Genomic DNA, 14,760 nt, shown 5'->3' with positions numbered 1-14,760 from the left:
GCCGTCGACGACTCGGGTCCGGTGCCTGCTCTCACGCAGACACCGGGCCCGACATCGTCTGTCACAGTGGGGCTGTCACAAGCCGATCAGACGCCGCTGAGCACTTCGGTGGTGGCGATCGCCTGGCCGACACCGGCCACGATCGAGGCGACCTTGAGTGCTTCGAAGATCGCCTCGCGGTCGACGCCCGCCTCGCGCAGGGTGGCCTCGTGCGCGCCCACGCAGTGCTCGCAGCCGTTGATCGAGCTGACCGCGAACGACCACAACTCGAAGTTGGCCTTGTCGACGCCGGGATTGCCGATGATGTTCATCCGCAGACCGGGACGAAGGTCGTCGTACTTGCCGCCGAGGAATCCACGACCGCGGTAGAAGACGTTGTTCATCCCCATGATCGACGCGGCGCCCAGGGCGGCGTTGTAGGCCTCCGCGGACAGCGTGTCGGCGGCTTCCTCACCGATCTCGGCCAGCACCTTGGCATTTCGCGTCGCGGCGGCGGTCGCGAGCAGGGTGCCCCACAGCTGCTCCTCGTTCAGTGCCGTGGTGCGGCTGATCGAACCGAGGTTGAGCTTGAGGTCCTTGGCGTACTCGGGGAGGGCTTCTTTGAGGTTGTCGATGCTCATGCGTGCTCCTCTCAGACGCTGGCGGTCAGCAGTTCGCCTGCGTTGATGGTGGGGTCGCCCTTGCGCCAGTTGCATGCGCACAGTTCGTCGGACTGCAGGGCGTCGAGGACGCGGAGCACCTCGTCGACGTTACGACCCACCGAACCCGCGGTGACCGAGACGAACTGGATCTCGTTGTTCGGATCGACGATGAAGGTGGCGCGGTCGGCAACGCCATCGGCGTTGAGAACACCTGCCGCGGTGGCCAGTTCGCGCTTGAGGTCGCTCAGCATCGGGAAGGGCAGGGTCTTGAGGTCCTCGTGCTGGGCGCGCCACTGGAAGTGGACGAACTCGTTGTCCACTGAGGCGCCGAGCACCTGCGCGTCACGGTCGGCGAACTCGTCGTTGAGCTTGCCGAAGGCGGCGATCTCGGTCGGGCACACGAAGGTGAAGTCCTTCGGCCAGAAGAAGACGATCCGCCACTTGCCGGGATGATCGTCGCTGGAGATCTGGGTGAAGTAATCGTCGGGCTGCTGGGCGTCGACCTTCGACAGGTCGCCGCCGATCACAGCGGTGAGGTTGTAGGCGGGGAACTGATCGCCGATCGTGAGCAGAGCCATGGTGTGCAATCTCTCCTTCTTGTCGCGCGGGCGCCGGCGATCCGGACGGATCGGCACGGCAGTACCGATAATGCTTCGCACCGACCATTGTGCTCGGGAATCGGTGAAAGCGAAACGTGATGATTAGCACTACACTGATAGGCATGCCCGATAAAACTTATCAGCCGTCGCTGGCCGGTCTGCGAGCCTTCGTCACGCTCGCACGTAGGCGCCACTTTGGTTCGGCAGCAACCGAATTGGGGATCAGCCAGCCGTCGTTATCCCAGGCGCTGGCCGCGCTGGAGGCGGGTCTCGAACGTAAACTCATCGAGCGCACCACCCGGCGTGTCTTCTTGACGCCGGAGGGGCAGACCCTGCTCCCCAAGGCGATCGCGGTGACCGACGCCGCCGACGACTTCCTGTCCGCGGCGGCCGGTGCCGACGATCCGCTCTCCGGTGCGGTACGCCTCGGGGTGATCCCCACGGTCGCGCCCTACATCCTGCCGCGGATGCTGCGGGGGTTGCCGGCCCGAGTACCCGACCTCGAACTTCGGGTGGTCGAGGATCAGACCGCGCGTCTGCTCACCGCGTTGCGCGAGGGCTCGCTGGACGTGGCGGTCCTGGCCCTGCCCGCAGACGCCGCCGGCATCGCCGAGATCCCGATGTATGACGAGGATTTCGTGCTCGCCCTGCCCGTCGGCCATGCACTCGCAGGCCGCAAACGCGTCGACCCGAGCACCCTCGCCGACCTTCCGATGCTGTTGCTCGACGAGGGGCATTGCCTGCGTGATCAGGCCCTCGAGGTATGTCGGCTGGCCGGAGTCTCGCCTGACCTCGGGCACACCCGCGCGGCGTCGCTGGCCACCGCGGTGCAATGTGTCGAGGGCGGGCTGGGTGTCACGTTGATCCCCGAGACCGCGATCGAATCGGAAACGGCGGCAGGCGAACTGGCAATCGCGCGGTTCATCGCCCCACGCCCGGGACGGCGGATCGGGTTGGTCTATCGGGCGTCGTCGGGCCGCGACGAACCGTATCGGCGGCTGGCCGCGGTGATCGCCGGACTGGTCGAGGAGATCGCGCCGGTGCGGATCTGCGCGCCTGCGGTCGCCGTCTGAAAGAGGCTGCGCTCACGCCTGGTTCGTCGGTCAGGCCTGCGTCGTCGCCACGGCCTGGGCGAGCTCTTCCCATTCGTCGAGCAGGCTGGAGTCGACGTCGCGGATCATCGCACCGACGCGATCGGTGATGTCCTCGATCTCCTCGGTCGCCACGGCGAGCGGAAGTCCTTGTCGCAGGGCGCGATAGCAGTCCGAGAGATAGCGCAGCACGATGCCCTCGCTGCGGGCGAGGCCATAGGCGGAGATCAGCTCGGTGAAGGTCATCGCCCGTTCGAGCATCTCGCGCAGAACCGACTTCGGCTTCGGGGGGAACGACGACACCCACGGATGGCCCCGCCGATAGACGTCGAAGGCGTAGGCGATCTCCTCGGCAAGGGGCCGGGGCCAGGTGATCTCCTCCAGCCTTGACATCCGCTCCTCGTAGTCGATGCCGTCGGCTTTCATCTCCGCGATCGCGGCGTCGCGGGCGAGTTTGCGTTGCGCGAGCAACAACGGACGCGGATCCTCGAGTGTCGACTCGAGGATCGAGACCACGTCGAGGGCGTAGGTCGTCGAGTCCGGGTCGAGGAGTTCGAAGGCGGCGAGCGCGAACGCGGACAACGGATTGGTCAGGGCGAAGTTCTCCGGCATGTCCACCGACAGCGCCACGTGTCTGCCGTCGGCGTCGGGCCGGTCGAGTTGGACGACGATGCCGGCGTTGCGCAGATCGCGGTAGAGCGCGATGGTGTGCCGGATGTGGCGAAGCTGTCGGTCGCGCGGCTCGTGGTTGTCCTCGAGGAGGTGGCGTGTGGCCGCGAAGCAGTCACCGGGCCGGCCGAGGACCTCCATGAGCATCGCGGTGGTCATCTGGAAATGGGAGCGCAGCGGCTCGTCGGGGGCCTCGGCGAGTTGCAGGAAGGTCTTCTCGCCCCAGGAGACGAATCCCTCCGGTGGCTTCTTGCGGACGATCTTGCGGAGTTTCTTCGGGTCGTCGCCGGCCTTGCCGACCGCCCGCGCGTTCTCCACGTCGTGTTCGGGCGCCTGGGCGACCACGTAACCGATCGTGTCGAATCCGGCGCGGCCGGCGCGTCCGGCGATCTGGTGGAACTCCCTGGCCCGCAATCGTCGTACCCGGGTGCCGTCGTACTTGCTGAGGCCGGCGAACAGCACGGTCCGGATCGGGACGTTGATTCCGACCCCGAGTGTGTCGGTGCCCGCCACGACCTTGAGGAGACCGCGCTGGGCCAGACGTTCGACGAGACGCCGGTATCTGGGCAGCATGCCCGCGTGATGCACCCCGATCCCGGCCCGCAACAGCTTGGACAGGGTGGAGCCGAACCCGGTGGAGAACCGGAAATCGCCGATGGCGTCCGCGATCTCGGCGCGTTCGGACTTGTCGCAGATCCGCGCCGACAACAGTGCCTGAGCCCGCTCGACCGCAGCGGCCTGGGTGAAGTGCACGACGTAGATCGGGGCCCGGCCGCGGTCGATGAGGTCCTCGATGGTCTCGTGGATCGGCGTCATCGCATACGCGTACTCCAGCGGCACCGGGCGCTGGGTCCCGGTGATGGCGACCGTGTCCCGCCCGGTCCGGCGGCGCAGGTCGTCGACGAAGAAGGTGACATCGCCCAACGTCGCCGACATCAGCAGGAACTGCGTGTGGGGGAGTTCGATGATTGGAACCTGCCACGCCCAGCCCCGGTCGCGTTCGCCGTAGAAGTGGAACTCGTCGGCGACGAGCACCCCGATGTCGCTGTCGGGGCCGTCGCGCAGCGCGAGATTGGCGACGATCTCGGCGGTCGCGCAGATGATGGGGGCGTCGGCGTTGACCGCGGCGTCGCCGGTCAGCAACCCGACATTCTCGGCGCCGAACTGCTCGCACAGGTCGAAGAACTTCTCGCTCACCAGCGCCTTGATCGGGGCGGTGTAGAAGGCGCGCCGACCGCGGCAGCGGGCGAAGTGGATCGCGCCGGAGGCCACCAGCGACTTCCCCGACCCGGTCGGTGTGGCGAGGATGACGTTGTTGCCCGACACCAACTCGAGCAGGGCGTCCTCCTGATGCGGGTAGAACGCGATGCCGCGTCCCGCCCACCAGTTGGTGAACTCCTCGAAGGCGGTGTCCTCATCGGCGGTGGGGGACAGGGGGGCCGGGGTCGGGGGTGCAGAGGACGGTGAGGACACATCCGGGTCGCCGATCCGGGCGGCGTCGCCCGGATCGGGTCGGCTCAGATCGGAAATGGCCGACCACCGCTGCCGTCGTCGGGATCGTCGCCGTTGCCGTGCTGATCGCCGCTGCCGTACGGATTACCGTCGTCCGGCTGATCGTCGCCACCCTGATGCAGGTCCGCGAGGAAGCGTTCGAGCTCGGCGCCGAGTTCGTCGCCACTGGGCAAGGATTCCTCGGTGGCCAGCAGCGACGCCCGTTCGGTCTGTGCCTGCTGGAATGCGTCGTATTGCTGCTCGAGCGCCGTCACCACCGTCTCGATCTCGGCGTTGCCCGAGACCTCGGTGTCGACTTGCTCACGAACCTTCTCCGCGGCCGTGTCGAGCGCGGCGACCGGCAGATCGAGGCCGGTGATCGCCGTCACCGCCGACAACAGCCGCGACGCGGCAGCGGGGTAGTCGGTCTGCGACAGATAATGCGGAACGTGCACTGACAGGCCCGAGGCCCGGCGACCACCCTGCCCCAGCCGCAGTTCGAGCAGCATCGAGGCGCTGGCCGGCAGTTTCATCGCGGTACCCCATCGTGGCAGGTCGCCGAGGATGTCGGGATCGCTGCCGTGGGCGGTGATCGAGGCCGGTCGGGTGTGTGGAACGGCCATCGGGATCGCGTTGAGCCCGACGACGTCGGTGACGCCGAAACGGTCGGCCAATCGCCGCACGGCCTCGGTGAACTTCTCCCACCGCAAGTCCGGCTCCGAGCCGGACAGCAGCAGGAACGGGCGGTCGTTGGCGTCGCGGACGGCATGCAGGGTCAGCGTCGGCATCGCCACACCGGTGAAGGTCTCCCCGCTGAAATCGACCATCGGGCGACGGGAGCGGTAATCCATCAGCTCATCGGTGTCGAAGGTCGCCACCAAATCGGACTCCAGGCTGTTGCGCAGATGAGCTGCCGCCAGAGCCACCGCATGACCTGCGTCGGCGAACCCGTCGAGAGCGTGGATCAGTACCGGACCCGTGTCATGGCGTCCCATGGCGGGCGCGGGGAAGGCCAGCTCGTACAGCGAGCCCTCACCGCGCGAGGCATCGTCGCGCGAGCCGTCATCGGCGGTCCGCTCGTCCATGTCAATCCTCCTCGATGTGGCCCGTCGCCCCAGGTGAGCGTGGGCAGGAACCACAATTGTCTCGCATATGCGCCGCCGCAGACCAATTCCGCAGCTCGGCGCCGTATCGCAGACGGTTCTCGCACCGTCTCGGCCACTACAACCATCGCCATCCGGCGGCGATTCCCGCCGGAAGGTGCGCCGCACCCCACGCGCCGAGTGGCACAGTGATCCCCATGATGACGATTCCCCTGACGACCCATCGCGGGAACCCATGACGCCCCTGCGTGCCCCGACGCCGAGACCCCCGGGTCGAGCGCGCCCCCGATCACTGAACCGGTATACCCGTGTGCCCGGTCGGACGCCCCGGCTGCTGGGTATATCACTGTGTGCGGCAGTGCTGCTCGCCGGCTGTATGACCGATGGTCAGGCGGTGGGCAATTCGGCGGCCGATCTCTCGGCTCGCGCGGTACTCCCCGCCGACTTCCCGGTCCCGGGTGCTACGCGGGTTCCCGACACGGCGGTGCCGTTCGCCCTGGCCGGAGTCAGTGGTAACGATCCGGCCGTGGCCTACCCGGCCGACTGTGCACCCCCGGCTCCGTCGGCCGCAGGCGCCGTCGTCACCTCGGTGATCGTGGCCGCGGGATCCACGTCCTACACCTCGGCGATCGCCCGCGTGCACGACGGGCTGGCCGCACTGCTCGCACAGGCCGGTCGATGCCCGGAGACCCGGACCGGTGGGCAGCAGGCCGGCAGCATCGTGGCGACCCGCATCCAACCGGCCCCGCCGGCACCTTCCGGCGTCGGTACCGCCGCCCTGCACCGGACCGTGTTCACCGGCGACATCACCCATTCCGACGCCACGAGCAGTCTGACGTTGCTCGGACAACGCGGCGACGTCCGCGTGTACGCGCAGTACCGATGGCCCGGTGCGGGCGCCATCGACCCGACGGCCGCCCAGGATCTCGACGCGCTGTTCACCACAGCGGTGGCTGCTGCCTTCTGACCAAAGTGCGTGACCGGAGTGCGTGCAGACCGGAGTCCTGACGGAAGTTCGTGTCGGCGGCTGTGGACGAGTGTTGATCGGGGGATTGCCGGTCCGGCACGGTCCCGACCGACGCGGACGGGGCAGGACCGGCGACCACGATCAGCGCATGACGCCACACACACCTCCCTCGCCCATCGATGCGACCACCTTGCTCAGCGCGGTCCCCGCGCTACTCGGATTCATCCCGACCCGCTCGCTGATCGTCGTCGTCCTCCGGTCCCCGAACAGTGTGCGGGTCGCGATGCGCTTCGACCTGTCGCTGACGCCCGACGGGTGTGCCGCCGACGAACTCCTCGTCGTCGCCGAGAGTCTCGGGCACATCGTGCGCCGACACGGAGGGGGACCGGTGGTCGCGGTGATCGCCGACGACCGATATTCGCCCCACGATGAGCGTTACCGCCGGGTGTTCTCCCTGGCCGATGATTGCCTCTCCGAATCCGGCGGTCTCGCACAGGGTTTCGTCGTCACTGCCTTCGAGCGGCACGCGCCGTGGCAACTGATCTGGAGACGCGGTACCGGCCCCACGGCAGCCGGCGTGGGCGGCCGACCGGCCGGCGGCACCATGGCCGATCCCTACACCTCGCCGACCGCCGTCGCCGAGGCGGTGTCGACGGGGCGTCGGATACTCGGCGATCGCGGTGAGATCGCCGCGATGCTCACCCCGCTGCCGCACTGTGACTCCCCGAACTGTGACTTCCCGAGCGGCGATTCCCCGAGCGGCGATTCCCTGATTGATACCGAATTCGTTGCGGGACAGCCGGTTTCGGCGCGAACCGAGCTGCGGTTGGCACCACCGCGAGGCGAGCGGTCGAGCCGTCCGGCTCTGGTTGGCATCGAACCCCACGGTGACATCGAACCCCACGGTGACACCGAACCCCGGGATGGGCGAAACGCCGAACTGCTACGGGCCGTTCTTCATGCGATGCAGGCGCCGGGCGTGCCGGACTGCGCGACCATGACGTTGCTGCACCGCGCGATCACCACGCTTCCGGTCCGCGACGCCGCACTCGCCTGCGCGGTCACCGATCTGAGAGCCGATGCGGAAAACCTGTGGCGAACTCTCACGCGCCGCTTGCGCGGTACCGGGCGTGCCAGCGCCGCAACGCTTCTCGCGCATCTCCACTACATCGGCGGCGAGGGGGCGTTCGCGGGTGTCGCACTCGACTGCGCCCTGGCGGCCGACCCCGGGTGGAAGCTGGCGACTCTGCTCGACCAGGCGCTGCGCGGCGGTGCGACACCCTCGATCCTCTGGGACATGATCGACGAGTCCTACGGCATCGCCACCGATCTCGGGGTGGTGATCCCGCGAGCCACGCTTCGTGCCGTCGGCTGACCGGCCGGGCCCGCCGAACCGTGACCCCACAGTGTCGCCCGAACGGCGAGGTGGTGCGCGTCGCCGTCGGTCAGGGAGTCTCGCTCAGACCTTCTCGACGAAGATCGAGTGCGCCATCTCCGCGGAGAGGACCAGGCCCTCGTGGCCCGGGGTGTCGACCTCGACGCGCTGCGGGCTGCAGGTCACCGTCACGCGGGCGTTGGGGACGATGCCGGCCTCGCGGAGGTCGGAGATCAGCTCGCGATCGGACTGGGCGTGCTCGGCGACGCGGCGAACGATCACCGCGACCGGATCGCCCTGCGGGAGATCGGAGAGCCGGGTGGCGGCGTCGATGGTGGTCGTGGCCTCCGCACCGAGCGCCTCGAGCCCGGGGATCGGGTTCCCGTACGGCGAGGTGGTGGGGTTGTCGAGAACGGCCAGCAGGCGTCGTTCGACGTTCTCGCTCATCACGTGCTCCCAGCGGCAGGCCTCATCGTGAACCTGATCCCAGGGCATCCCGATGACGTCGACGAGAAGTCGCTCGGCCAACCGATGCTTGCGCATGACGGCGATCGCGAGACCGCGGCCCTTGTCGGTCAGCTCGAGGTGACGGTCGCCCGCGACCCGCAAGAGCCCGTCGCGTTCCATGCGCGCCACCGTCTGTGACACCGTCGGTCCGCTCTGATCGAGACGCTCGGCGATACGAGCACGCAGTGGGACGATCCCCTCTTCTTCGAGGTCGTAGATCGTCCGCAGGTACATCTCGGTGGTATCAACCAGATCGTTCACTGTCCGCAGTCCCTTCGTCGTCACCAAGGGTACCTTGACCAGCACCGGCATCGGTCGATGTCGTCGTGGCCCCCGGCACATCCGCGTGGCGCCATCGGGTCCTCGGTGTGAGCAACGTCGCCCGCGCGCCGATCCGCACCGGGCGGGCCTCGGACCCACTAGCCTGAATCCGTGCCGAGTCAGTGGAGTCCTCGATGAGTGCAGCGGTGATCTGGAGTGAGGACTTCCTGTCCTACCGATGGGCGCATTCCCATCCGATGAACCCCGTGCGTCTGGCGCTGACGATGTCGTTGGCGCGCAGTCTCGGGGTACTCGACGACGTCGACCTCGCCGACCCGCTGCAGATCGACGACGACGCGCTGATCCCGGTGCACTCCCGCGACTACATCGACGCGGTGCGGGCCGTCGGATCGGGCACCGCGTCGTTGTCCGGGCCGCTGCTGGCGCGGCTGTTCGGGCTCGGGGACGCCGACAACCCGGTCTTCGACGGCATGCACGAAGCCGCTCGTCTGCTCGTCGGGGGGACGCTCGCCGCCGCGCAGGCCGTCGCGTCGGGATCGGTGCGCCGGGCAGTCAACATCGGCGGCGGCATGCACCATGCCATGCGGTCCCGCGCCGCGGGATTCTGCATCTACAACGACTGCTCGGTCGCCATCCGGTGGTTGCTCGACCACGGCTACGACCGCATCGCCTACATCGACATCGACGCCCATCACGGTGACGGGGTGCAGGCCGAGTTCGTCGCCGACCCACGGGTCATGACCATCTCCCTCCATCAGCATCCGGCCACCCTGTGGCCCGGCACCGGTTGGCCGACCGAGATCGGCGAGGACGACGCGCACGGCACCGCGGTGAATCTCCCGTTCATGCCGAATACCCCGGATCGATTGTGGCTGAGGGGTTTTCATGCGGTGGTGCCGTCGATGATCGCCGAGTTCGCGCCACAGATCCTGATCAGCCAATGTGGCGCGGACAGCCACCGCGCCGACCCGCTGACCGATCTGGCACTGACCGTCGACGGGCAGCGTGCGGCGATGATCGCGATGCGTGACCTCGCCGAAAAGTACTGTGAGGGACGGTGGATCGCCGTCGGTGGCGGGGGATACGGCGTGGTCAACGTGGTGCCGCGCAGTTGGACACACCTCCTCGGTGTGGTCCTCGACCGCGACATTCCCGTCGAGACCACCATCGGTGAGCAGTGGTGCGAGACCGCCACCGAGGTGGCAGGCACGATCTACTCGGAGTATTCGGCGGCACCGGTCGGCACCATGAGCGACGACGGCGACGTCGGCTATGTCGCCTGGGACGGCGACGCCGGTCAGGAAGCACCGCCCGGTATCGACGAGTCGGCGCTGCGACAGACCGATCGCGCCATCATGGCCACTCGCAAGGCGGTGTTCCCGCTGCACGGACTCGACCCGGAGGATCCGCGTGACTGAGCAACCCACCTCCGACGGTGCAGGGCAGCCGGCCGCCGATGCCGAGACGACCGCGGGATCGCACACCGTGGAGGGCCCGGTCCCGCGTGGGCCCTGGGATTACCCGCGGCACTGGATCGCCGACGTCCTGGCCTCGGACGGCGGCGTCGTTCATCTGCGGCCGATTGTCCCCGATGACGCCGATCGCGTGGTCCGGTTCCATGCCGGGCTGAGCGAGCGCACCCGCTACATGCGGTACTTCGGCCCCACCCCGACGCTGCCGCCGCGCGAGGTGGTGCGTATGACCACGGTCGATCACCAGCAGCGGGTGGCGCTGGTTGCCGTGCTCGGTGGTGAGTTCATCGCGATCGGCATCTACGAGGGACTCGCCGCCGACGGCAAACCCGAGTCGGCCGAGGTTGCCTTCGTCGTCGCCGACGCGCATCAGGGGCGCGGGCTGGGGCCGATCCTTCTCGAACACCTCGCCGGCGCCGCCGCGGAGAACGGATTCACCCGTTTCGAGGCGGAGGTGCTCAGCGAGAACCCGAACATGGTCGCGGTGTTCCGCGACGCCGGCTACCAGATCTCGCGAGCCTTCGACGGCGCGACGGTCCACGTCGAGTTCACCATCGATCCGACCGAGGCGCTGCTGTCGGTGCGCAACGCCCGCGAACGCGCCTCCGAGGCGCGCAGCGTCGCCAATCTGTTGCGACCCATGTCGGTGGCGGTGATCGGTGCATCGACCGATCCGAAGAAGGTCGGCAATGCTCTTTTGGCCAACATCATCGCCGGCGGATTCGCCGGACCGGTGTTCCCGGTCAACGGGCCCGGACATCGCGGCGAAGACCCCGACGAGCGGGCGCACGCCGGCGGTGCGACCGGTCACGGCGCGGTGAGCCATCAGGTGGCACACGGCAATCCGCGTCTGCGTGACCGTGAGCGCCCGCCGTCGGTGCGGGGTATCCGTGCCTACGAGACGGTGCGCGACATCCCGGATCCCGTGGATCTCGCGGTCGTGGCCGTGCCCGCCGCAGTCGTCGACGACGTCCTCGACGACTGCCTCGTCAAGGGCGTACGCACCCTGGTCATCGTGTCGTCGGGGTTCGGTGAGGCCGGTGAGGAGGGTCTGGCGAGTGAGCGCCGCCTGCTCGAGCAGGTGCGCGAACACGGCATGCGTTTGGTCGGACCCAACGCCCTCGGCGTCGCCAACAACGACCCACAGGTCGCGCTCAATGCGACTCTGGCACCCCGTATCCCCGCGGCCGGGCGGGTCGGCTTCTTCTGCCAGTCCGGTGCGCTCGGCATCGCCATCCTCGACACCGCCGCGCGGCGGCAGATCGGTTTGTCGACCTTTGTCTCGGCGGGTAACCGCGCCGACGTCTCCGGCAACGACCTGTTGCAGTACTGGGACACCGACACCGCCACCGATGTGGTGCTGCTGTATCTCGAGAGTTTCGGTAACCCGCGGAAGTTCTCGCGCATCGCGCGCCGCGTCTCGCGAACCAAGCCGATCGTGGCGGTCAAATCCGGCAAGGGGGCGCTCACCGCGGTGCGCGCCGCCCGGTCGGCCGCGGCCACCCTCGACGACCGCATCGCGCAGATGGTGCTCGAGCAGGCCGGCGTGATCCAGGTCGACACCATCCCCGAATTGTTCGACTGCGCAACGATATTCGCCTACCAGCCGCTGCCCCGAGGGCCGCGCACCCGGATCATCGGCAACTCCTCGGTACTCGGCAGCCTCGCCGCCGACACCGCCCGCAACGGTGGTCTGGAGGTGATCGGCACCGTCGACATCGGGGCCGGCGCGTCGGAGGAGGAGTTCGAGTCGGCGGTGGCCGCGGCGATGGCCGACGACCAGGTCGACGCGATCATCGTGGTGTTCGTGCCGCCGGTGGCGGTCGACGCCGACTGGCACGCGCGCGCACTGATGGCCGCGGCCAACACCCCCGACGCCGATGCGGCCAAGCCCATCGTGACGACATTCCTGGCGGTCGAGGGCATCCCGCCCGGGCTCATGCGTCCCGGCCCGAACGGTCTGCCCGAGCGAGGATCGATACCGTCCTACGGCAGCCCCGAACGCGCGGCGTCCGCACTTGCCAGCGCGTGGCAGTACGCCCGGTGGCGCGCCCAACCCGAGCCGACCGTGATCCGGCCCGCCCATATCGATCCCGAAGCCGCCCGCATGTTCGTCCGCGAAGAGATGGCAGGCCTCGAGACCGCGCAGGAGGAGCGCGCCTCGTCCGACGACCGCGCACCCGATCTCGGTGACGAGCCGGCCGGCCGGCTGCTGAACGAGGTCGCCGCGGCACGGCTGCTGACCTGGTACGGCATCGATGTCGTGGCGTTCCGCGAGGTCCGGACCATGCACGAGGCGAGCGCCGCCGCGCGCGAACTGGGTTTCCCGGTGGCGGTCAAGGCCACCTCGCCGGGCTGGCGCGGGCGTCTCGACCGCGAGGGTGCGCGGCTGGATCTCCCCGATCCCACCGCGGTGGTGACGGCATTCGCCGAACTGACCGAACTGACCGGCGACGGCGTCCTGCACGTGCAGAAGATGGCGCCCAAGGGGGTGGGGACGGTCATCACCATGCGCGACGACCCCTCGTTCGGGCCGCTGATCTCATTTGGCTTGTCCGGCAGCACCTTCGAACTTCTCGGCGACCGTGCGTACCGGGCGGTGCCATTGTCGGATCGGGACGCCGCCGATCTGATCGATGCGCCTCGCTCGGCGCCGCTGCTCGACGGCTTCCGTGGTGAGCGACCCGCCGACAAGGCCGCGCTCGTTGAGATCCTGCAACGCATTTCGACTCTCGTCGAGGACATCCCGGAGATCCGGGAGGTCACCTGTGATCCGATCCTGGTCTCACCCGACGGCGCGGCGATCCTCAACGCCCGGATACGCATCGGTCCGGTGCCCTCGAGGAGGGACACCGGACCGAGGAGGCTCAGCTAGGCCGAAATGAGCTGACCGGGACGGCCGCGAGTCAGCTGGCGTAGGCGCGCAGGCGTTCGGCGCGATCGCCCTGACGCAGCTTGCCCATCACCTCGCGCTCGATCTGCCGGACACGCTCACGGGAGAGTCCGAACATCCGGCCGATCTGGTCGAGCGTGCGTGGTTGGCCGTCGTCGAGGCCGTAGCGCATGCGGATGACCTGCTGTTCACGCTCGTCGAGCGTGGCGAGAACGGCGCGCACGTCCGAGTGCAGCAGACCCGCGATGACCGCGTTCTCGGCCGAGGTCGCCTCGGCATCCTCGATGAAGTCGCCCAGCGGGGCCTCTTCGTCGCTGCCGACCGGCATGTCCAGACTCACCGGATCGCGGCTGTGGTCGAGGAGATCAGCGATCTTCTCGGCGGGAATGCCCGACTCGTTGGCCAGCTCGTCGTCGGTCGCCTCGCGGCCGAGCTGCTGATGCAGCTCGCGCTTGATGCGGGCGATCTTGTTGACCTGCTCCACGAGATGGACGGGCAACCGGATGGTGCGGCTCTGATCGGCCATGCCGCGGGTGATGGCCTGACGAATCCACCAGGTGGCATATGTCGAGAACTTGAATCCCTTGGCGTAGTCGAACTTCTCCATGGCGCGGATCAGGCCGAGGTTGCCCTCCTGGATGAGGTCGAGCAACGGCATACCGCGACCGGTGTAGCGCTTGGCCAGCGAGACCACCAGTCGCAGGTTGGCCTCGAGGAGATGGGCACGCGCTGCCTCGCCCTCACGGACGACGGTGTTGAGGTCGCGCTTCTTGGCGGCACTCAAACGCTTACGGGTGGCCAGGACATGCTTGGCGTACAGGCCCGCCTCGATCTGCTTGGCGAGCTCGACCTCCTGCTCGGCATTGAGCAACGCGGTGCGGCCGATGCCGTTGAGATAGACCCGGACGAGGTCGGCGGCGGGCGATTGGGCGTCGAGATCCTGCTCTGTCATGGCAGGACGGGTGGAGGTGGTGGGCTCGGCGGAGTAATCGGTGGTGGGGGTGGTGGAGCGAGCAACGGTGGAGCGTGACATTCCGGCCTCCTGAACTTGAGTGCATTCTGCAGGGTCCAACGCCGCACCGACGCCGATAGTTCCCGACGCCGGAGTTCCTTACCTTTCGGTCACCACGCTGACCTGCTGATATCCCTACGTCGCGGGCCGTGGTTCTGAGAAGTTGCTGAGATCGGTGAATCCGCGGAACACGCTTCAGGTCCCGGGCGGTGTCTCGGTGGACGTGGAATCGATCGTCCGGGCAGTGGTGCCGAGTGGAGCCGGGCCGACGACGGAGTGATCTGATCCGTACAGGTAATGCGGAATCTCCCCGCGCTTGCGGGGTGGCCGGTCGTTGGCGATCAGTACCGCCACCCAGGGCAGGGGGATCGACGCCGCGATGATGGCCAGTGCCCACCAGCCCGAACCGGTCGAGGAGTACACGATGCCGGCGATGAGCAGGGCGGGGACGCGGAACGCCATCAGGGTCAGGTACTTGCGGACCCGAGCGCGATGTTGTTCGTCGTACGGCGTCGGGGCGCCGGTGATGAGGAACGCATCAGCCTTCGACCGTTCCGTCCCGGACCACTCGGCCCCGGACCGCTCGCCCCCCGACCACTCGCCCCCCGACCACTCACCGTTGTCGTCGCGCTCACCCATCACTCCACTGTCCCACTTT

The 14,760-nt window shown here is 68.2% G+C and carries 12 protein-coding genes; 5 read left to right on the top strand and 7 right to left on the bottom strand.

What is annotated here, in order from left to right:
* Positions 1 to 86 precede the first annotated feature (86 nt).
* Positions 87 to 620: an alkyl hydroperoxide reductase gene (locus QNM97_RS12460; RefSeq protein WP_006371162.1), complete on the bottom strand. Its 534-nt coding sequence runs from the start codon at positions 618 to 620 to the stop codon at positions 87 to 89.
* 11 nt (positions 621 to 631) lie between these two features.
* Positions 632 to 1,219, bottom strand: coding sequence for a peroxiredoxin (locus QNM97_RS12455; protein WP_283822965.1), 588 nt, complete (start codon positions 1,217 to 1,219; stop codon positions 632 to 634).
* 143 nt (positions 1,220 to 1,362) lie between these two features.
* Between QNM97_RS12455 and QNM97_RS12450 the strand changes: the two genes are divergently transcribed.
* Positions 1,363 to 2,313: a hydrogen peroxide-inducible genes activator gene (locus tag QNM97_RS12450; protein ID WP_283822964.1), complete on the top strand. Its 951-nt coding sequence runs from the start codon at positions 1,363 to 1,365 to the stop codon at positions 2,311 to 2,313.
* Positions 2,314 to 2,343: 30 nt separating this feature from the next.
* Here QNM97_RS12450 and QNM97_RS12445 read toward each other — a convergent pair whose 3' ends face one another.
* Together QNM97_RS12445 and QNM97_RS12440 are read right to left on the bottom strand one after the other, a co-directional pair.
* The gene (locus QNM97_RS12445) at positions 2,344 to 4,473 is read right to left on the bottom strand and encodes a DEAD/DEAH box helicase (RefSeq protein WP_283822963.1); all 2,130 of its coding nucleotides are present in this window, start codon (positions 4,471 to 4,473) and stop codon (positions 2,344 to 2,346) included.
* 44 nt (positions 4,474 to 4,517) lie between these two features.
* Positions 4,518 to 5,576: a PAC2 family protein gene (locus tag QNM97_RS12440; RefSeq protein WP_283822962.1), complete on the bottom strand. Its 1,059-nt coding sequence runs from the start codon at positions 5,574 to 5,576 to the stop codon at positions 4,518 to 4,520.
* 394 nt (positions 5,577 to 5,970) lie between these two features.
* Here QNM97_RS12440 and QNM97_RS12435 point away from each other — a divergent pair, with 394 nt between their 5' ends.
* Together QNM97_RS12435 and QNM97_RS12430 are read left to right on the top strand one after the other, a co-directional pair.
* Positions 5,971 to 6,561: a hypothetical protein gene (locus tag QNM97_RS12435; protein ID WP_283822961.1), complete on the top strand. Its 591-nt coding sequence runs from the start codon at positions 5,971 to 5,973 to the stop codon at positions 6,559 to 6,561.
* Positions 6,562 to 6,709: 148 nt separating this feature from the next.
* Complete coding sequence (locus QNM97_RS12430) at positions 6,710 to 7,936, top strand: DUF4192 domain-containing protein (protein WP_283822960.1); 1,227 nt, start codon at positions 6,710 to 6,712, stop codon at positions 7,934 to 7,936.
* Between the two features lie 84 nt (positions 7,937 to 8,020).
* Here QNM97_RS12430 and QNM97_RS12425 read toward each other — a convergent pair whose 3' ends face one another.
* A complete protein-coding gene (locus QNM97_RS12425) occupies positions 8,021 to 8,704 on the bottom strand; it encodes an iron-dependent transcriptional repressor DtxR (RefSeq protein WP_208796141.1) in 684 nt (227 codons plus the stop codon).
* Positions 8,705 to 8,898: 194 nt separating this feature from the next.
* Here QNM97_RS12425 and QNM97_RS12420 point away from each other — a divergent pair, with 194 nt between their 5' ends.
* Both QNM97_RS12420 and QNM97_RS12415 read left to right on the top strand, forming a co-directional pair.
* Positions 8,899 to 10,143 (top strand): acetoin utilization protein AcuC, encoded by a 1,245-nt coding sequence (locus tag QNM97_RS12420; RefSeq protein ID WP_208791016.1) that lies wholly within the window; start codon positions 8,899 to 8,901, stop codon positions 10,141 to 10,143.
* A complete protein-coding gene (locus tag QNM97_RS12415) occupies positions 10,136 to 13,072 on the top strand; it encodes a bifunctional acetate--CoA ligase family protein/GNAT family N-acetyltransferase (protein WP_502875036.1) in 2,937 nt (978 codons plus the stop codon). Before QNM97_RS12420 ends, QNM97_RS12415 begins: the two co-directional genes overlap by 8 nt.
* Positions 13,073 to 13,103: 31 nt before the next feature.
* On the opposite strand, the gene QNM97_RS12410 is transcribed toward QNM97_RS12415, so the two are convergent.
* Positions 13,104 to 14,042 carry a sigma-70 family RNA polymerase sigma factor gene (locus QNM97_RS12410; protein WP_231386991.1) on the bottom strand — a complete coding sequence of 313 codons (939 nt, stop codon included), beginning with the start codon at positions 14,040 to 14,042 and terminating at the stop codon, positions 13,104 to 13,106.
* 255 nt (positions 14,043 to 14,297) lie between these two features.
* Positions 14,298 to 14,741: a DUF3099 domain-containing protein gene (locus QNM97_RS12405; protein ID WP_283822959.1), complete on the bottom strand. Its 444-nt coding sequence runs from the start codon at positions 14,739 to 14,741 to the stop codon at positions 14,298 to 14,300.
* Between the last annotated feature and the right edge of the window lie 19 nt (positions 14,742 to 14,760).

It is taken from the genome of Gordonia sp. L191, from assembly GCF_030077625.1.
Taxonomy (GTDB): Bacteria; Actinomycetota; Actinomycetes; order Mycobacteriales; family Mycobacteriaceae; genus Gordonia; species Gordonia polyisoprenivorans_A.
Note: the sequence above shows the minus strand (reverse complement) of the source record. Positions and strands in the feature narration are given on the sequence as shown.